Origin of the sequence: Streptomyces sp. NBC_00878, from assembly GCF_026341515.1 — a bacterium.
In the GTDB taxonomy this organism is placed as follows: Bacteria; Actinomycetota; Actinomycetes; order Streptomycetales; family Streptomycetaceae; genus Streptomyces.
On the sequence record NZ_JAPEOK010000001.1, the window covers coordinates 5905697 to 5923102 of the forward strand.

The 17406-nt window shown below is 66.7% G+C and carries 19 protein-coding genes; 11 read left to right on the forward strand and 8 right to left on the reverse strand.

The features are described 5' to 3' along the window. Positions 1–78: 78 nt before the first annotated feature. Positions 79–1938, reverse strand: a complete 1860-nt coding sequence (locus OHA11_RS25510) for a prolyl oligopeptidase family serine peptidase (RefSeq protein ID WP_266500036.1) — start codon at positions 1936–1938, stop codon at positions 79–81. 150 nt (positions 1939–2088) lie between these two features. Here OHA11_RS25510 and OHA11_RS25515 point away from each other — a divergent pair, with 150 nt between their 5' ends. Beyond that, positions 2089–2472 carry a nuclear transport factor 2 family protein gene (locus OHA11_RS25515; RefSeq protein ID WP_266500038.1) on the forward strand — a complete coding sequence of 128 codons (384 nt, stop codon included), beginning with the start codon at positions 2089–2091 and terminating at the stop codon, positions 2470–2472. 123 nt (positions 2473–2595) lie between these two features. Here OHA11_RS25515 and OHA11_RS25520 read toward each other — a convergent pair whose 3' ends face one another. After that, entirely contained in the window at positions 2596–2940 is a 345-nt protein-coding gene (locus OHA11_RS25520; protein ID WP_266500040.1) for a DUF6191 domain-containing protein, read from the reverse strand. Positions 2941–3109: 169 nt separating this feature from the next. Continuing rightward, entirely contained in the window at positions 3110–5281 is a 2172-nt protein-coding gene (locus OHA11_RS25525; RefSeq protein ID WP_266500043.1) for a TrkA family potassium uptake protein, read from the reverse strand. Positions 5282–5458: 177 nt separating this feature from the next. On the opposite strand from OHA11_RS25525, the gene OHA11_RS25530 reads away from it, so the two are divergent. The 3 genes from OHA11_RS25530 (at position 5459) to OHA11_RS25540 (ending at position 8084) form a co-directional block, all read left to right on the forward strand. Further along, on the forward strand, positions 5459–6001 hold the full coding sequence (locus OHA11_RS25530; protein WP_266500045.1) for a GerW family sporulation protein: 543 nt from the start codon (positions 5459–5461) through the stop codon (positions 5999–6001). 290 nt (positions 6002–6291) lie between these two features. Next, positions 6292–7215: a permease gene (locus OHA11_RS25535; RefSeq protein ID WP_266507452.1), complete on the forward strand. Its 924-nt coding sequence runs from the start codon at positions 6292–6294 to the stop codon at positions 7213–7215. Then, positions 7212–8084 (forward strand): TIGR03943 family protein, encoded by an 873-nt coding sequence (locus OHA11_RS25540; RefSeq protein ID WP_266500046.1) that lies wholly within the window; start codon positions 7212–7214, stop codon positions 8082–8084. Before OHA11_RS25535 ends, OHA11_RS25540 begins: the two co-directional genes overlap by 4 nt. Before the next feature lie 435 nt (positions 8085–8519). Here the strand turns inward: OHA11_RS25540 and OHA11_RS25545 are convergent, their stop codons facing one another. Both OHA11_RS25545 and OHA11_RS25550 read right to left on the reverse strand, forming a co-directional pair. Next, entirely contained in the window at positions 8520–8738 is a 219-nt protein-coding gene (locus OHA11_RS25545; RefSeq protein WP_266500048.1) for a hypothetical protein, read from the reverse strand. Positions 8739–9952: 1214 nt separating this feature from the next. Continuing rightward, the gene (locus OHA11_RS25550; RefSeq protein WP_266500054.1) at positions 9953–10708 is read right to left on the reverse strand and encodes a GntR family transcriptional regulator; all 756 of its coding nucleotides are present in this window, start codon (positions 10706–10708) and stop codon (positions 9953–9955) included. 78 nt (positions 10709–10786) lie between these two features. Here OHA11_RS25550 and OHA11_RS25555 point away from each other — a divergent pair, with 78 nt between their 5' ends. The 4 genes from OHA11_RS25555 (at position 10787) to OHA11_RS25570 (ending at position 12842) form a co-directional block, all read left to right on the forward strand. Then, the gene (locus OHA11_RS25555; protein WP_266500055.1) at positions 10787–11071 is read left to right on the forward strand and encodes a hypothetical protein; all 285 of its coding nucleotides are present in this window, start codon (positions 10787–10789) and stop codon (positions 11069–11071) included. A 501-nt stretch (positions 11072–11572) separates the two neighbouring features. Further along, positions 11573–11797: a hypothetical protein gene (locus tag OHA11_RS25560; protein ID WP_266500056.1), complete on the forward strand. Its 225-nt coding sequence runs from the start codon at positions 11573–11575 to the stop codon at positions 11795–11797. A gap of 8 nt (positions 11798–11805) precedes the next feature. Next, positions 11806–12543, forward strand: coding sequence for a GntR family transcriptional regulator (locus tag OHA11_RS25565; protein WP_266507454.1), 738 nt, complete (start codon positions 11806–11808; stop codon positions 12541–12543). Then, entirely contained in the window at positions 12540–12842 is a 303-nt protein-coding gene (locus tag OHA11_RS25570) for a hypothetical protein (protein WP_266500058.1), read from the forward strand. The genes OHA11_RS25565 and OHA11_RS25570 overlap by 4 nt, the downstream gene beginning before the upstream one ends. A gap of 45 nt (positions 12843–12887) precedes the next feature. On the opposite strand, the gene OHA11_RS25575 is transcribed toward OHA11_RS25570, so the two are convergent. After that, positions 12888–13055, reverse strand: a complete 168-nt coding sequence (locus OHA11_RS25575; protein ID WP_266500060.1) for a hypothetical protein — start codon at positions 13053–13055, stop codon at positions 12888–12890. Between the two features lie 280 nt (positions 13056–13335). Here OHA11_RS25575 and OHA11_RS25580 point away from each other — a divergent pair, with 280 nt between their 5' ends. Continuing rightward, positions 13336–13713, forward strand: a complete 378-nt coding sequence (locus OHA11_RS25580) for a hypothetical protein (protein ID WP_266500063.1) — start codon at positions 13336–13338, stop codon at positions 13711–13713. 172 nt (positions 13714–13885) lie between these two features. On the opposite strand, the gene OHA11_RS25585 is transcribed toward OHA11_RS25580, so the two are convergent. Further along, on the reverse strand, positions 13886–14140 hold the full coding sequence (locus OHA11_RS25585; RefSeq protein WP_266500065.1) for a hypothetical protein: 255 nt from the start codon (positions 14138–14140) through the stop codon (positions 13886–13888). A 25-nt stretch (positions 14141–14165) separates the two neighbouring features. Here OHA11_RS25585 and OHA11_RS25590 point away from each other — a divergent pair, with 25 nt between their 5' ends. Beyond that, positions 14166–14576 carry a hypothetical protein gene (locus tag OHA11_RS25590; protein WP_266500067.1) on the forward strand — a complete coding sequence of 137 codons (411 nt, stop codon included), beginning with the start codon at positions 14166–14168 and terminating at the stop codon, positions 14574–14576. An 810-nt stretch (positions 14577–15386) separates the two neighbouring features. After that, a complete protein-coding gene (locus tag OHA11_RS25595) occupies positions 15387–17063 on the forward strand; it encodes a tetratricopeptide repeat protein (protein WP_266500069.1) in 1677 nt (558 codons plus the stop codon). Between the two features lie 46 nt (positions 17064–17109). On the opposite strand, the gene OHA11_RS25600 is transcribed toward OHA11_RS25595, so the two are convergent. Further along, entirely contained in the window at positions 17110–17397 is a 288-nt protein-coding gene (locus OHA11_RS25600) for a hypothetical protein (RefSeq protein WP_266500070.1), read from the reverse strand. Positions 17398–17406 lie beyond the last annotated feature (9 nt).

Genomic DNA, 17406 nt, shown 5'->3' on the forward strand with positions numbered 1-17406 from the left:
AGGTACGGGGCCCTTGCGGGGGGCTCGGCCGAGGGGGGTGCCTCTCGGCCGACCCGCCCGCAAGGGGACCCGGTGCGCTCACTTGCCCAGGTGTCGCTCCGCGAAGTCCAGCTCCAGACGGACCTGCTTGATCCGCTCGTCCACGACCAGCGAACCGTGCCCCGCGTCATAGCGGTACACCTCGTGAACGGCGTCGCGCGCGGTGAGCCTGGTCACGTAGTTCTCCACCTGGCGGATCGGACAGCGCGGGTCGTTGACCCCGGCGGAGATGTAGACCGGGGCCTTCACCGCGTCGACGTACGTCAGCGGGGACGACGCCTCGAAGCGCTCCGGTACCTCCTCCGGTGTGCCGCCGAGCAGCGTGCGGTCCATCGCCTTCAGGGCCTCCATCTCGTCGTGGTACGCCGTGACGTAGTCCGCGACCGGCACCGCGGCGATGCCGAGCGCCCACGCCTCCGGCTGCATCCCGACACCGAGCAGCGTGAGGTAGCCGCCCCAGGAACCGCCGGTGAGGATCAGCCGGTCCGGGTCGGCGAGTCCGGAGGACACCGCCCACTCCCGTACGGCCGCGATGTCCTCCAGCTCGATCAGGCCGACCCGGTACTTGAGCGCGTCCGTCCACTCGCGTCCGTACCCCGTGGAGCCGCGGTAGTTGATCCGGACCACCATGTACCCGTGGTCCACCCAGGCCGCCGGGCCCGCCGCGAACGAGTCGCTGTCGTGCCAGGTCGGGCCGCCGTGGATGTCGAAGACGGCCGGCAGCGGACCCGTCGCTCCGGCCGGCCGCTGGACCAGGGCGTGGATACGGCCGCCGGGACCGGTCACCCACACGTCCTCGACGGCCACCGACGCCGGGGCCTTCATGCCGGGCGGGTCGAGGACCACCTTGCCGGACGTCGAGCGGACCACCGGCGGCTCGGCAGCCGACGACCACAGGTACTCCACGCTGCCGTCCGGGCGGGCCGTCGCTCCCGACACCGTGCCCTTCGGCGTCGGCACCTGCTCCAGGCGGCGGGTCGCCAGGTCGAACCGCCACAGCTCGCTGCGCGCCTCGAAGCTGTTCACCACGAGCAGCGCGGAACCGTCCGGATACCACTCGGCGCTCAGGTCGCCGTCCAGCTGCGAGGTCAGGGCCAGGTCCGTCTCCTCGCCGGACGCCGCGTCCCACACCATCGGCTCCCAGCGGCCGCGCCGCTGATGCCCGACGAGCAGACGCGTGTCCCCGTCGACCGGGGCGAAGCCCAGCACCTCCAGGCCGAGCTCGGCCGTGCCGCCCTTGGTGTCGTCGAGCTCCGCGACCGTCGAGCCGTCCATCCGCAGCACCCGCAGCGCCGAGTGCATCGCGTCGCCGTGCTCGGTGTGCTCGATCGCGATCAGCGAACCGTCGTGCGAGAGGTCGCCGACACCGGCCGACTCCCGGTGCCGGTAGACCTCGGCGGGGTCCTCGCCGGTCCGGCTGACATAGATCGTCGAGCCGTCCTCGTCGGTCGACCGGCCGACGATCGCCGTCCGCCCGTCCCGGCCGAGCGCGAGCCCCGCGGGATAGGAGGGGGCGAGCCCGGGAGCCGCGGGCTCGTCGGGAACGGGCGCGCCGTCCTCGTCACCCTCGCCACCCTTGCCGCCGGACCCGGCGAACGGCTGTCGTCGCCAGATCCCGAACTCGTCGCCGTCCTTGTCGTCGAACCACCAGATCCACTCGCCGTCCGGCGACACCACGCCGTCCGTCGTTCCATTGGGCCGGTCCGTGACCTGGCGCTGGTCACCTGTCTCGCGGTCCCACGTGTACAACTCATACGTCCCTGTCGCGTTCGACACGAACAAGGACCGGTGCGGCGCGTCCTCCGCCCAGTCCGGCAAGGACACCCGCGGCGCCCGGAAGCGCCTCTCCCAGTCCGGCATGCTTCCCTCGTGCGGGATGGCCCCGTTGCTCTCAGTCATGGCCCCATACTGCCCGCACCTGACGACATTCCGCTCTCAAGGTCCTCAGCCTGTGGAAAACTCCCAGGGCCGAGGCTGCGGCGGCACCGGCAATGTCCGGGTCCGTGCAGGTCAGAGCTGATTGTCAGTGGGCGGGTGCACTATGGCGCCATGACCTCATCGACCGATCTGCGCAAAACAGTGGAGAGCTTCTGGGCCACGGCCGAGGACAGGAACTGGACGGCGTTCGCGGACACCCTCGCGGAGGACGTCGTCTACACACTGCCCCAGACACGCGAGCGCGTCAGGGGGCGGAAGAGGTACGTCCAGTTCAACAGGGAGTATCCGGGCGACTGGCATGTGCGGATCGAGCGCATAGTTGCCGAGCCCGGACAGGTCGTCACCTGGCTGCACGTCACGTCGGGGCTGGAGGAGATGCACGCCATCTCGTTCTTCACGGGTGACGCCGAGGGCCGCGTCCTGACGATCACGGACTTCTGGCCCGAGCCGTACGAACCGCCGCCGGGGCGGGAGCACTTGGTGGAGCGTTACTGAGGCGCAGTGTTGCTGGGGCGGAGCGCTACGGGTTGGGGCGCCGCCGAGTGGTGCCTTGTCGTGGTGCCTAGTCGTGGCGTCTTGTCGTGGTGCGTTGCTGAGCGGGGGCAACCGGCTGGGGTGTTACCGAGGGGCGGGCGAGTCGTCGTTCCGGGCTCGGGCCGGGGCCTGTATCACGGCGACCCCGCTGTCCAGATCGACCCGGGTCCGGTGCGGGGGCGCGCCGTCCTCCTCGTCGGCCCGGATCACGAGGGCGGACTCCCGTTCCTTGAGTTCGCTCGCCTTGCCCGGTGACAGGGCACCGTGCAACTGCTCGAAGCCGGTGGACGACACCTGCCCGACGCGCGCCCCGTTGCGCCAGGGCAGCATCCCGGCCCGCCCGGCCCGCAACATCAACTGATCCACGAACGCGATGACCGTCAACAGGATGACCAGCCCGGGGAGGGAGGCGAACACGGCGAATTCCATGGGGCCATTGTGGGGCTGGCCGCACAGTGGGGACAGACCTGTTCGCCCGTTGGCTGTTGGCCCGCCCACACCGGTCCAGGGGACAGCCCGTCCCGGGGACCACGAACCCGTAGACCCCGTGGGACAGCCCGTCCCGGGGACCACGAACCCGTAGAGCCCGTCCCGGGGACTACGAACCCGTACGTTCCCGGGGTCGCCGTCGCAGCAGTTCGGCGAGGCCGCGTCGAGTGGCCGCGATGACGACACGGTCCTCGGCACCGAGGACGTAGGTGGGCGGCAGGTCCCAGACCAGGCCCGACGGGCGGTCGGGGGCGCCCGGGGCGGCGGCGGTCGCCGGAGCGGTCCGGCGTTCCTCGGGGGAGGCGCTGTCCAGGGCCAGCACCCGCCACGCCCCCGCGCGGAACGCCTCGGCGACCGTACGGCCCTCCAGGTGCGGATGCCCGGCGACGTCCAGGGCGGCGAAGAGCAGGACCCGGCGTTCGACCGGGATCGCGCCCAGGATCTGGCGGCCCATCATCGCTCCGGCGAAGGCGGGCGCGGCGAGATGGGAGACGCTGCGGCTGCGGGTGAGCGCGTGCGGGTGGGTGGCGCGCAGGGTGCGGTAGACGGCGGTGGCGAAGTCGTCGTCGTACAGCCGCAGCACGACGCGCAGATCGGGCCGCACCGACCTGGCGTACAGGGCGGCTTCGAGGTTGGTGGTGTCCGCGCTGGTCAGGGCGAGCAGGGCGTGCGCACGGTGGACCTTGGCGGCTTCCAGGACGCCTTCCTGGGTGACGTCACCGAGGACGACGGGCACGCGCAGCCGGCGCGCCAGCGCGAGCCCGCGTGCCTCGGGATCTGCCTCGACACAGACGACCGGGATGCGGAGTTCGTGAAGGCGCGCGAGCACACGCGTACCGATCTTGCCGAGTCCGAGGAGCACGACGTGATCGGAGAGCCCGCGGGGCGGCTTCCGCAGCGCGGTCCCGCCGCGGAACGTACCGAGCGCCTCCAGCACGGCGGCGAGGAGCACGGGGAGCAGCAGCAACCCGACGAGACCGGAGAGGAGTTGGAGGAGCTGACGGCCGAGGGGTTCGTCGAGCGCGGGGTCGTTGATGGCGAAAAGATCGAGGAGGGTCAGGTAGGTGGCGTGCAGCGGGTGGTCGCCCGTCGTCACCATGGACGCGACGGCGAGCGCCACGACACAGGCCACCAGGCCCGCGAACGACCAGCGCAGCCGCCGGGAGAACAGCCTGCCGAAGGGCAGGACGCTGCGTCCGGCGGGGAGCGGGGGACCGGAGTACGACACCGCCTCCAGGACGACGGTGCCGCGGCCGGTCGCGGCGGCCACGGAGCGTTCGTCGGGCAGGAGCCGCGGCCCGTTCTCACCGCTGCTCTCCGAACCGTCCGCGCCGGCCGGGTCGTTGGTGGTGGCCGAGAGCAGGGCCAGCGTGCACAGGCCCGGGTCGGCGACCTCGCCGGGTCCGGGCGGCGGCCGTTCCACGGCCCGCAGCATCAGCCCGTCGGTCTGTACGACCTTGCTGGTCCCGGCCACCGCGGTCGCCGCGAGCGCGGGCGCGGCGGTGTCCGCGTCGGAGAGTACGGTCGTGGAGGCGTCGAGGAGACCGGGCTCGGACCGACCGCCGCCCTGTCCACTGCCCGTTCCGGTATCCGTTCCGGCATCGGCCATACCCGCCATGGCCAGGGCGGAGGCCTGGTCGAGGAGGGCCTCGATGTGCTTGCCGAGCCGGCGGTTGTAGAGCCGGACGACCAGGCGCAGACGGGGGTTGAGGCGGCGCGCCATCAACGCGGCGCGGATGTTGGTCTCGTCGTCGTCATGGACGAGCGCCAGCGCGGCGGCATGCTCGACACCGGCGTCGGCGAGCACGGCCTCCGTGAGTACGGGGGCCTCCAACACCTGGGCGGTGAGCGGCGCTTGGGAGGTGGCGGACCGATTCGCCGAAGCGGCTCCCCGGGACGACGAGGCGGCTCCCCGGGACGACGAGGCGGCTCCGCGGGACGACGAGATTGCTCCACGGGTCAACGAGACGGCAGCCCGGCTGACCACACCCTCACCGCTGCCCGCGACTCCGCCCCCGCCTCCGCCCCCGCCTCCGCTCTCGCCGGTGCCGCCTCCACCGCCGTTGCCACTGCCGCTGCCGCCGATTCCGCCGTTGGCCGCCGCCCGGGTCACCGCTGCCGACACCCGGTCGAACAGCGCCGAGGCACGGGCCCGCCCGACGACCGGCGGCCCTACGCTGCCCTCGGCGGACGGCACGACCAGCGTCACCTGTTCCCCGTAGACACCACGCAACTCGGCCGCCAGCCGGTGCGCCAGGGCATCGTCCCCGCACACCACCATGTGCGCACCGCGATCGTCCGACCCGCTCTGATTCGGAAGGCTCCCCACAACAGCACAGAGTGCCTCACCGGCACGGACGGTTGCACGGGGGCCTGCCACAAGGGAGTTGAGGGAAGGGTTCCGAGGGACACTGGCCGCCCGGAGCCGACTGCACTGCCACAAGGATGGTGACGAGTAATGCCGCACGAAGAGCCCGTAGAGCCGGTGAAGTCCGTAGAGCCGGAGAATTCCGTACCTCCGGAGAAGTCCGTGCTGCCGGTGAAACCCGTGGAACCCACACCGGTGCAGCCGACCGAGGTCGTCCCTGTGGATGCCTCCACGGTTGTCCCCGCGGATATCGTGGCGGATCTTCCCGCGGGCAACTCGGCCGGCGTGCTGCTGGAGCAGCTGGCCGAGAAGCTGGGAGGGAGCGTCTCGGTGAGCGCCGTCTACGGCGAACCCGTGACCAGGGGCGGCGTCACGATCATCCCCGTCGCCAAGGTCGGCTTCGGCTTCGGGGCCGGTCTGGGCCGCGAGGCCGGCGCGGCCCAGACCGGCGAGGGCGGTGGCGGAGGTGGCGGCGGTGGCGCGAAGCCCGTCGGCTTCATCGAGATTCAGGAGGGCTTCGCGACGTACCGCCCGATCCGGGACCCCTGGGTCTATGCCCTCGTCCCGCTGGTGGCGGTTGCCCTCGGCAGTGCGCTTCCCGGGATCATCCGGGCGCTGCGCCGCCGGAACTGACGCCCGGGCACGCCCCGGCCGGAACACAGGACCGGAACACAGGACCGGAACACAGGACCAGCACAGAGGGCCGGAACACAGGACCAGAACGCAGGGCCGGAACACAGGATGAGAAACTGTGCCGGAACGGGCGTACTGAAGGTGGAGGGCAACCCACCCACGAGCCCTTCCCTACCGGAGGTACCTCTCCCGTGACCCCTCCCGTGACCACAACCGACGCAGCGCCGACCGGGGTTGAGGACCGCGAGACGGACGAGCGGAAGGGCTGGCAGTTCGACTCGCCTCTCGTCCTGATCATGCTCCTGATCGTGGGGATCGTGCTCCAGGGCCCGATCCGCGGGGCGCTGTCCGCGCCGGTGATGCAGAGCTGGATGACCGTGTTCGTCGCGGTGATGGTGCAGGCGCTGCCCTTCCTCGTACTCGGTGTGCTGCTGTCGGCGGTCATCGCGGTGTTCGTCCCGCCGTCGTTCTTCGCCCGCGCGCTGCCGAGCCGGCCCGCTCTCGCGGTGCCGGTCGCGGGGATGGCCGGGGCGGTGCTGCCCGGCTGTGAGTGCGCGTCCGTGCCGGTGGCAGGGGCGTTGGTGCGGAGGGGGGTCACGCCCGCGGCGGCGCTGGCCTTCCTGCTGTCGGCGCCGGCGATCAACCCGATCGTGCTGACCGCGACCGCCGTCGCGTTCCCCGGCAAACCGCAGATGGTCGTCGCCCGTTTCGTGGCGAGCCTGGTGGTGGCCTGCGCGATGGGCTGGCTGTGGCAACGGCTGGGCCGCGCCGACTGGTTGCGCCCGCCGGCCCGCCCGGCGTCCGACGGCCTGGGCAAGGGCGCGGCGTTCTGGGGGTCAGTACGGCACGACGTGATGCACGCGGGCGGTTTCCTGGTCGTGGGCGCGATGGCGGCGGCCACGCTCAAGGCCGTGGTCCCGGAGGAGTGGCTGAGCCGCGCGGCCGACAACCCGGTGGTGTCGGTCCTCGCCCTGGCGGTGCTGGCCGTCCTGCTCTCCATCTGCTCCGAGGCGGACGCGTTCGTGGCGGCGTCCCTGACTCAGTTCTCTCTCACGGCCCGGCTGACGTTCCTGGTGGTCGGCCCGATGATCGACCTGAAACTCTTCGCGATGCAGACGGCCACGTTCGGCCGCGAGTTCGCACTGCGCTTCGCGCCGGCCACCTTCGCCCTGGCCGTCCTGGTCTCGGCCCTGGTCGGGTCGGTGCTCCTGTGAACCGCCAGGCCCAGGCAGCAGTCCTCTTCCTCACCGGCGGCGCAATCCTGCACGCGGCCCTCACCGACCTCTATCTGCGGTACGTCAAGGCAGGGTTGCAGCCGTTGCTGCTGGCGGCGGGGGTGGTGCTGATCGCCACGGCGACAGCGACGGTCTGGTACGAGCACCGGGGGGCGGGTACGCCGACTGAATCCCCGACTGAAGCGGAAGCCCCGGCCGGAGCCGAGCCCCCGGCTGAAGCGGAAGCCCCGGCCGGAGCCGAGCCCCCGGCCGGAGCTGAAGCCGTTGCCGAAGCTGACGCCCCGGCCCCCGCCCACACCGACACCCACCTCCACACCGGCGCCCACCCCCACACTCACCACGAACCCCGCATCTCCTGGCTCCTGGTCCTCCCCCTCCTCGCGCTCGTCCTCGTAGCCCCTCCGGCCCTCGGCTCCTACAGCGCCATGCGTACCGGCACGGCGTTGCAGAAACAGCCCTGGGGCTTCGCGGACCTCCCCGCCGGTGACACGGTCCGGCTCAACCTCGTCGACTACGCGGGCCGGGCCGCGTACGACCACGGCCGTTCCCTCGACCACCGCCGCATCAAGATCGCCGGCCTGCTGGCCCTGGACCGCGACGGCAGCCCGTACCTGGTCCGCATGGCACTCAACTGCTGCGCCGCCGACGCCCAGCCGGTGAAGATCGGCCTGACCGGCCGGATTCCGCCCGTCCTACGACCGGACACCTGGCTGGAGGCCACCGGCACGTACACCACCAAACAGACCAAGGACCCGCTGAACGACGGCATCATCCCGTTCCTCGACGTCACCGACGTAAAACCGGTCCGGGCGCCACGAGATCCGTACGACGAGAGCTGGAACGGCTGAACCATAGGTAGCCGGAAACACAGGTGACCGCAGCGACGGATACGTCGTCTGGATCAACGCGGCGTCAACGACGGGAAGATCCCGGGGCTCCCGGAGTGCCGACGGCACCGAACTTCCCGTACGAGGCTGTCGACTGACCGCCGGCCTGCTGCTACAGGCCGTCCAGGAATCTCGCGACGGCCGACAGGAGGCGGTTTCTCCGGCGGTGTGCCTTGCTGCAGAAGCGCCGCCGACGCCAACGGCTACGCGGTTGTTGGACCGGCGCCCGGCACCACTCGCACGGCCGCGTCCGCATCTCCGAGCCCCCGCTCATGCCATTCATGCCCCTCATGCCGCTCATGTTGGCCATGTCGGAACAGTAGCGGGCGTCCACGGGGCCGTCCGCCCACACCAGCCCCGTGACCAGCGACCTCAAGATGGTGGATCTTCAATGGGCTAGCGCTGCTCGGAATCAGGGTCCCTCTTGGGGATGCCGTCGTACAGCGTGATCCTCCAGAAGGCGTCCTGACCGCCGTGGTCGCCGGCACGGTGGAACTCACTGGAGATGTCGATGCCGAGCCCAAGCTCCGCCGCAGAGTCCAGAGCACGCTTGACGTCGTCGAGCGTGTTCAACCACATCAACTTGATCGGTTTCGGCTGAACCTTGTCTGCCATGTGCCCCTCCACCCTTAGCCTGCGGTCGGCTACCCCTCGGCTCTCATACTTCCAACTTCCGTACTATCACGGGTCGTTCGGCGAGGTTAGCTGGCGTCAATGATCCAATCCTGATACCAGGGCGGCCCTTTGGCCGGCTCGGCTGCCGAGCAGGGGCGTGATCGATTCGCGTCTTTTGACGTCTCAAGAGTCGCTTTCCCTCCCCATGACAGTCAGGGATCCTTGCTGCCGTTGGCTGCGTCATGCTGCTTTTGACATAGATCGCCGAGGTGCTGTCTCAGCTACCTGAGATCATCCGTGCTCTTCAAGCAGGGCCAGATTTTCTTCCTGGGGTCCAGGGCTCGCCAGAGGGTAGACACACAACGACAACAGGCCGACCAAGTACTCACGCGAGTACTTGGTCGGCCTGTTGTTTCTCTGTCGGGGTGGCGGGATTTGAACCCACGACCTCTTCGTCCCGAAGCAACTTGGGTGGGCGGTCGACCTTGGGCCGGTGTGCCTCTCACCTGCTGTGATGGTCCGTAGGCGTGCGCGGTTGTCCGCCGCTGTCTGTCGGCGTTGTCACGCAGTTAGACACTCAGCATGACCCCGATCCGACCACCCGATGGTCACCCGCTCAAGGCTTCTGGGGATCGACGGGGCTTGAGACAGGGACGGCTGGCCGTGGAGGTTCGTCGTTGAGCCATGCAACCAGTGCCGCCGCACTCAGTAGCAGGAGCAAGACGGCCGAAATGACTTTGCCACTCTTGATTTTGTTGGCTCGAAACGAAAATTTCGCGTTTTCCGACTCCGCCAAAAATGTCAATTTCACTTTTTCCAACCTATCGTGATCAATGAAACATGACAAACATGGATATAACGGACTCCATGATGTCGACCAGTCAGGCACCAGCGCAGGTGAACGGCTATTTATCCCGTTATGTTAATATCGCCTGAAAGATCTACTCTGGGCGTAAGTCGGCGGAGTTCCAATGACTGAAGCCAGCCATCGTCGATCTAGAAAGTCGTCGTGGGGCAAGTCGCCGTGGGCTCAACTGCATGCGCCGCACTGCGAAGCGGTCCCTGACTGGCCACGGGCCGCTGTGTTGAGCGGTGCCCGCTCGTCGCCGTGTCTTCCCCTGGATTCCCGCTCGATTGGGCATGGATGGGGCACGCCTGGGCCGCGAACTGACCACCGTATTCGGAGATCCGTCGGGCGGCGGGCTCGCCGTCGACTAACGGTTGATCGGGATCTCGTAGACGATTTCGCAGTGAGCGGCGGGCACCACAATGTCCGCTGTCTCCACGGGTCGCCCCTGGTCGCTGTAGTACGTCCGGCGGATGTGCGTAACTAGCGCGGCCTTCTGGATGCCGAGAAGTGACGCCTCCTCGGTGGTCGCTTGCCGTGGCTCCGGCTGCTCCACGGTGTGGCTGACGGTGATGCCGATCTCGGCCATGCGGTTTACGACACCCGCCCCGGCATGTGGCCCACCCTCGGGGAGGACGACGAGAGTGCCGCCGGTGAGGTCGTACGGCTCCCAACTCGTCGACAGTTGCACTGGCTTGCCGTCGGCGAGGAACTCGTACGCGGTACGGACGCATAGGTCGCCCTCGGCGATACCGAGACGCACCGCGATATCCGCGGGCGCCGGGACTTTGGCGTCGGTCCGGCTCTCCCAGTCGCCCTGTCTGCCTACGGCCTTCATGTCCGCGCGAAACGGGGAGCCCTCGGGCTGCTCGCGTGCCGACGAACGGACTACCCGTACACGCTGCCGCGGCTCGGCGACGTAGGTGCCAGAACCGGCGCGACCCTCCAGCGCACCTTGGGAGATCAGTAGCTCCTGTGCTCGGCGCACCACGTTCTCGCCCACGCCGCACTCCTGGCCGATCTGGGCGCGGGAGGGGAGCCGGTCTCCCGGTGTCCACTCGTGCTCCGCGATACGCCGCCGGAGTTCGTCGGCGATGCGGAGATAGGGCGGCTGCTCAGGCATATAGAAAATCTAGTCCACTAGGTCTAATCTAGTTAACTAGCTTCACTGAAAGTGATCACTGGTGACGGAGGCTGCCCTGTGCCTGCTTCGGAGGTAAGCGCGGAGGCCATCGCCGCCCGGTTATCCGCCGCCGGGCTCACCGCACGCGTGGAGGAGCACGGTCGTTGCACGTCGATCGAAGCGGAGGTGCCGGAAACGCTCTCCGCCGAGTCATGGCGGGAGGTCCTGGCAGCGGTGGCCGAGGCCGATCGATTCGGGCTCATCGCCACCAACTTGAACGGCCGCACCCTCTGGGCGGTCGTACGCAAAAGGGTCCCCGCGACGGGCGATGTCGGGGGACCCGCGATCAGCGATCGGAGCTGAGCAGCGTGCTCGACCGTATCCTTCGTGCCGTCTCGCTCACCAGCGAACGGTACTTCCGCAAGGGCAGGCGCCGCCGCCCCGTAACGTCCGCCCGGCCGATGGCCGCTCCCCTCGGATTGCTCTACGGGCCGATGCCGTCCCTGGGACAGCGTCGAGAGCGCGCGGATGCTCTCGTAGGCGAGGAGACGACGCTCGTCCGTCCGTATGTGCTGGCCAGTGAGGAACTCACGCGACAACGCACGACAGCAGGGCCTCATGCGCTCCCTGCTGACATCTGGTTCGCCACGGCGGGGGCCCGTTGATGCCTCTTCATCAGCAGCCTCGCGTCACGCACGCAGAGGCCGTCCCCTACAGGTCGGGTTCGTGCCGGATCGGTACGCACCACGCGTGCACGGAGTCCTCCCCGGCCGCGGCGCCGGTTGACGTTCCGGTGATCTACGAAGCATGCGATTGCGCCTGTCATACGGCCGTGAATCGGGACCCGTCTGCGGAGGTGGCGCGGTGAGGGGATGGGCACCCGGGGGTGCGCCGGCCTCTACCGTCGAGATCACCTCGACCAGCGTGCAGTGCGGCGACGTCATCCAGGTCGGCGGCCAACCCTGCCGGGTGACTGACCTCGTCCAATTGCCCCATGGCGCCAAGCAGCTTCTGTTCGAGTCGGGCGAACTCCTGACCATGCACATGCGGACCCGTCTCGTCGCCGTGCGTGTCCTGAGAGGGCGGTGATCCAGTCCATGCCTTCTCGCCGTCACGGTATTGCCGAGGACCTCCGGAACCAGATCGCCACCTGTCGGATCAAGGCTGGCGAACGCCTGCCCTCTGAGGCCCAGTTAGCCGCTCGATACATGGTGAGTACGCCGACGCTGCGGAGCGCTCTCGCAGTGCTTGAGAGGGAAGGCTTTATCGAAAAGATCCACGGCAAGGGGAACTTCGTTCGCCATCCCCTCCGCAAAATCACGTACGTCGGCGGACGGGGCACGCTGGATACCCGGACCGCGGCTGAGGCGCCTCTCCGAGTCACTGTCCGAACCGCCAAGATCCGGGCGCGCGGACATCTGACCGCTCTGTTGAAGGTGCCGACCAGTAGTCCACTGACCGAATTCCTCTGCCTCAGCCATGAGGGGGAGTCGCCACTCAGCCTGGCTCGTATCTACGTTCCTCGCGACCTGATGCCGGCCACTGAGCCTGTGCTCGGTGAGTCGCCTGCGTGCGAGATGGCCGTGGCGAGATTCGCGGTGCTGCGCCCTCCATCGGCCGAAGTCCGGGAGACAGTCAGCGTTCGCCTCCCGACACCGGACGAAGCCTCAGCCCTTCGGATCAGCTCCGCCCTGGCGGTTCTCGCAATTACACGCGTGACGGCTGACAGCACCGGGCGCGTGGTCGAGGCTGCGCTCCTGGTGTTCCCAGGGGACCGTGCCGACGCGGTCTTCACCACCCACCACGTGATCGACGAAAGCGGGACGCAAGGATGAAAGCCCGAAATGAGTTGAGGCTTCTCCCGTGGTTGGGGCCGGACGGCAAGCCCTGCTACCTCAGCACGGACGACAGTGATGGCCACATGTCCCGCCTCGCGGACAACATCGAAGCGGTCCAACTCGGGATGGCGGCCGAACTGCTGAAGCAGGCTCAAGAGTTGCTCGACGACGGGGATACGGAGGCGGAGGAGTTGCGACTCCTGGCGGCGCAGCTGACTGGAGCCTTGCGGGACGCGCTCCGCGTAGCGACTAGCCGCGGTTGTCGCCTGGCTACTCCCGAATCTCACTGCTCCTGAGGGGGAGGGAACCGGGAGGCCGCGATTGCCGAGGGCGACCTTCAGCTAGTAGCAGCGCGCACCCATGGGGAGAGAGGCCCTGGCCCAGGACAGTGGCCACACGTATTGGCGGAGCCGGTTACGCCAGGTCGGCCTGTCGGGCCACTCCCGTACCCAATGCACATGGTCAGCGAGCTGCACCAGGGAGCGGATCGCCAGCTCCTTGTCTGCCATGGGCTCTCCTCCCGAGCTTCTGGAAGCGTCGTAAGTCTCGGTCGGTGGCACTGAGACGGACGGGCGTCCGGGGCGGGGGAGTAGTGAACGACCTGCTCGTCGTGGCCCTCTCTGTCTAACTGGGCCGCCTGGTATACGACTTGTGTGCCGTCGCTGTACGCACCGCGCGTAGGTCTGACTCCTCATGCCGTTGTCCTCCCAGATAGAGCCCCATTCTGGGATGCTGAAACGCGCGGAACGAATCGAGCCGCGCGTTTCGCCATCGCCGAGGGGGACGGCTATGGAGTGGTCGATATCCATCACGTACGGCGCACTGGGCGGTCTTGTCGTGGAGATCGTGGTCTTCTACGGCCGGATCGCGACATGGCAGGCGGCCCGGCACCGGGCCCGCACGCGCAACAAGCGTCGGGAGCAACTGCCACGGCTCGACAAGTATGTTGATCCGGCCTCCGACACGCTGGCTGCCCTCACCCGGGTGTCCCTCGGCGCCGGGGCTGGTTGGCTCTTCGCCCCGCAACTGACCGGGGCGCTCGCCACGGTAGCGGTGGGCGCGTCGGCGCCTGCGCTGCTACGGCAACTCGGCAGCGCACGGAGCCTTCAGGCGGTCGTCGCGGGGGCCGCTCCGCAGCCAGGCGGCACGGAGGCAGTTGAGCCATGAGCCGACTCGCCGAGAGGTACTGGGCATCGCTGACGGACTCCCGTCCCGAGGCACTGGACCACCTGATCGAACATGGACGGCGGCGAGACCTGCCCCTGTGGCGCAGGTACGTCGCTTCGCTGCTCGACATCGAGGTGATCGGGCAACGGACGGTTAACACTGAGGGCTTGGATCAGCACAGGGTGGTGCGGGATCGGCTGTCGCCCGCCGCCCACCACACGCTCGGCTCGACTGTCCAAATCGGGGTGACGGCCGCGGCACGGAGGAACGGGTGGCCTCTCTTGGCGTTCTCCGTCGCTGCCACCCTCATTTTCGCCGCCTCGATCAGCGCCTCGCTCTTGACGTCCGGCTCCGAGCGGCACCACGCGTTCCCGAGCGTCTCGACCGGCGCGGCAGTGCCGTCGTCGCCCACTGTCGCGGGAACCACCCGCCCCACCGTACTGCCTTCAGGCATGCACGCAGAGGCAGGCATGTTCGCCTGGGTGACCCCTGCGGGCTGGCGGCGGGAAGCGAAGACGCCGACGGAGGTGCACTACACCTCCCCGGACGGCCAACAGGAACTCGTGGGAACGGCCTCCCCAGCTCGTGGCGACCTGGCGGAGACGTGGCAGGCCTCGGAGCAGAACGCCCAAGAGGGCGAGGACTACCAGAGGATCCGCTTGGAGCGGACGACGTTCCACGACGCTCCCGCGGTCATCTGGGAGTACACCTTCACGCTCAAAGGGGCCCTGTGGCAGGCCCGGCTGCTGGGCTTCAATGTGGACGGCGCGTCGTACCAGATCAACACCTGGTACAAGTCGGAAATCGAGGCTCAGGCAGTCAGGATCTACAAAGAGGTCCGGGCTAGCTTCACCGTCCTCTGACGGCCGCAAACTGCGATCAGGTTGTTCGCATTGGGACTCGGGGGGCATCACAGTGGACAGCGGTTCGGCGAGAGGCCTACGCCAACGACTTCGTCGCCGTCGTCTGGCACGGGCGAAGCCCTTCACCCGTGTGTCCGCCGTGTCGGTGACAACCGTTTTAGGAGTTCGGTCGACCCGGCTGTCTGGAGGCATCGCCCTTGTGCCGATCTCTCGTGCATGACTGCCCCGGGCTGCCCATGTCCGCTGTCGTTGATGTCACTTGGTGATGTCAGATTCAACTTGGCGCGTGCCTCGATGACTTCTGCCGTGCCTTGATCGTCAGCCACGATGAGGAAGCCCAGTTGCGGCTCCACAGGGTTCACGTGATCGCGAGAGATCTCATCTCACCCCTGTGAAGGCGCGCCTTACTCTCCAGGCGTACGGCCGCCCTGACCCTGACTGGCCGGTGGCCAGTCGTTCGAGAAGAAGAGATCGCGTGCACTGTCGTGGGTTGTTGTCACCTTGCCGGCCATCGCCGCAGGGCCTCGAACGGTTCGGTGGCGGCCGCGATCACTATGTCAGTATCGCGGTTGCCTCGCTGAGTTCGCTCCATGAGATTACGTCACGCAGAGTTCCAGGAGGGACAATGCGAGCAGCTATTTGAGATTCAAAGATTGAAAGAGGCACTTAATGGTGAACGATTCGACTACCCGCTGCCAGTACGGTCCAGTTGACATGCGCGTCGCTGTGTGGCGTAGTGAGAACTAAGGTGCATCTGGAACCGAAAAGCTGGAGCGGTACCACCGGAGCGCAAATTTCGATGGAGTCGCCATGCAAAAGAAGTGCTTTGTTGTAATGCCCATCCGAAAAGCAGGGACGCCGGAGTATCAACATTTTCGCTCATTGCGGGATTTGGTAATCGAGCCCGTCATAAAGAACCTAGGCCTCACGGTGACTCGCGCGGACGATATCGCAAAGGGCGGCGCGATAGTCTCTGGAATCGTTCACCATCTCGCAACGGCGGATCTCGTGATCGCAGATCTGACCGACTTGAATCCCAACGTATTTTATGAGATCGGAGTCAGGCACGCCCTTCGAGGCAAAGGAACGGTGATGATTGTCGACACAAATAGGACTGAAACGCCGTTCGACCTGAAGCCTTACCGCATGATCGAATTTACTCCGGACCTGGAGGGCATCGAAAAGCTCCGAATGCTGCTGGATCGGTTCTCTCGCGAGATACTAGAAGAAGCTGGGGAAGCGCAGAAGGATAACCCAGTACATGACTTCCTTCCGTCCCTTCCGGCCGATATATTCTCGCACGTAGAGGGCTCCATTGAAGGTGAATTGAGGGAAGAGATATCCAGCCTTCGTGCATCGCTGAGCAGATATGGATTTGATTCGGTGAGCGAAACGCGAACCACGGATGCTGCTAGCGTTGTGTCAGAAGTCCTATCCAAATCTCAACGTGGCGAACTCCCTGCCGATCTCTTTAGCCAAGCGCGGGCGGCGGCGCAAGATGAGAACCGAACAGAATTCTTGAATCTCATCATGCAATTGGTGAATGATTCCCCCTTCGTTATTGCGGTACAAGACTGGGCAGCTCTATCCGGTGATGCGCATAGACTAAATTTGCCCGAAATATCGTTGGTGCTGCGCGAGCGCGCTCTGCAGTTGCGCCCCAATGATCAAGGGCTCAAGCGTATGCACCTTTCTGCCCTGGCTCATTCTGAGGACCCGCGTCACCGCGAGCGAGCCCGCGAAGAACTCGCAGCGCTCCTTAACATCTCGTGGGATGACGGGGAACTAAGACTGCCTGCAGAACTTGAAAAGAGGCACCTTGGCACATTCGGCTTGATGCTTGATGCATACCACCGCGATGGGCTGGATGGTCCAGCACTCAAAATTACTACTGCGCTAGTAGAGAGATATCCAGATTGCACAGTTTCTCTCAGAAATCACGCTCGGGCATTGTCGCGTGCAGAACGCAAGAATGACGCTGAGGACTGCTATCGCCGAGCGGTGCTCGCCGGCGACGTCGATGACGTCTCTTCGGAATGGTTGGGCAATGAGCTAGGAACCAACTCGGATCGCCTTGTAGATGCCATCGAAAGTTATCTGCGAGCTTGTGAACTAGACCCGCAGGATTCAGACCATTTCGCTCAGGTGGCGGACGAAATAGCCGAAGCTACGGCATACAAAGAACTCGGTGTGCATTCGAATCAGCGACTGCTTCCGGATGAGATTTCTAATTCATCTGTGATTGATTTCCTGGCTGCCGCTTTTTCATGCACATCGCTGACGCCAGAAACTATCACGTATGCGAGATCTGCAATCCTAGAAGCAGAGCTCCGTCAAGGAATTCTTGATGATTTGGTCGCCATGCGTCAGGGATCTACCGTAAAAATTGAGGGACGCGACATCTCCCTTCTTGCGAGGAGGGAGCGCTTGCAGCTAGTTCGGGAACATTATGCCCTCGTTCAGAGTGACCTAACGAAACCAGAGTGACGGCACAGCAGGCCGCACGCCAGTTGCGGAGCACCTTCCAAGTGGGTCACTTTTGATCCGGGGTTCCGCAGCGCGCGCACAGACGGTAGCCCACGGCCTTTGCGTCACCCAGCAGTATCCAACTTGCCTCCTGCAACTGCCGTCCGCCCCCAACAATGAGTCCGCACTGCTCGCTGCCATGGAACACCTCGCGGCCCTCCGGTGTGCTCGCGCGCACCAAGACAGCTGGCTCTCTAGAGCGGTCGACGCCCTCGTCGGCGTAGCACTCCTGCATATATTGCGCCGCGTCTTCCTGGCCGAACCCGTCCGGATACGGCAACTCCCTACCGCGCATCGTCGCCTC

Bases quoted from the DNA above. Each gene is read 5' to 3' on its own strand.
- OHA11_RS25545 (WP_266500048.1), bottom strand. From the start codon at position 8,738: ATGGCAGACAAGGTTCAGCCGAAACCGATCAAGTTGATGTGGTTGAAC.
- OHA11_RS25580 (WP_266500063.1), top strand. From the start codon at position 13,336: ATGGAGTGGTCGATATCCATCACGTACGGCGCACTGGGCGGTCTTGTC.
- OHA11_RS25600 (WP_266500070.1), bottom strand. From the start codon at position 17,397: ATGCGCGGTAGGGAGTTGCCGTATCCGGACGGGTTCGGCCAGGAAGAC.
- OHA11_RS25570 (WP_266500058.1), top strand. From the start codon at position 12,540: ATGAAAGCCCGAAATGAGTTGAGGCTTCTCCCGTGGTTGGGGCCGGAC.
- OHA11_RS25530 (WP_266500045.1), top strand. From the start codon at position 5,459: ATGCCGCACGAAGAGCCCGTAGAGCCGGTGAAGTCCGTAGAGCCGGAG.
- OHA11_RS25590 (WP_266500067.1), top strand. From the start codon at position 14,166: ATGCACGCAGAGGCAGGCATGTTCGCCTGGGTGACCCCTGCGGGCTGG.
- OHA11_RS25515 (WP_266500038.1), top strand. From the start codon at position 2,089: ATGACCTCATCGACCGATCTGCGCAAAACAGTGGAGAGCTTCTGGGCC.
- OHA11_RS25520 (WP_266500040.1), bottom strand. From the start codon at position 2,940: ATGGAATTCGCCGTGTTCGCCTCCCTCCCCGGGCTGGTCATCCTGTTG.
- OHA11_RS25510 (WP_266500036.1), bottom strand. From the start codon at position 1,938: ATGACTGAGAGCAACGGGGCCATCCCGCACGAGGGAAGCATGCCGGAC.
- OHA11_RS25575 (WP_266500060.1), bottom strand. From the start codon at position 13,055: ATGGCAGACAAGGAGCTGGCGATCCGCTCCCTGGTGCAGCTCGCTGAC.
- OHA11_RS25525 (WP_266500043.1), bottom strand. From the start codon at position 5,281: ATGGTGGTGTGCGGGGACGATGCCCTGGCGCACCGGCTGGCGGCCGAG.
- OHA11_RS25595 (WP_266500069.1), top strand. From the start codon at position 15,387: ATGCAAAAGAAGTGCTTTGTTGTAATGCCCATCCGAAAAGCAGGGACG.
- OHA11_RS25550 (WP_266500054.1), bottom strand. From the start codon at position 10,708: ATGCCTGAGCAGCCGCCCTATCTCCGCATCGCCGACGAACTCCGGCGG.
- OHA11_RS25565 (WP_266507454.1), top strand. From the start codon at position 11,806: ATGCCTTCTCGCCGTCACGGTATTGCCGAGGACCTCCGGAACCAGATC.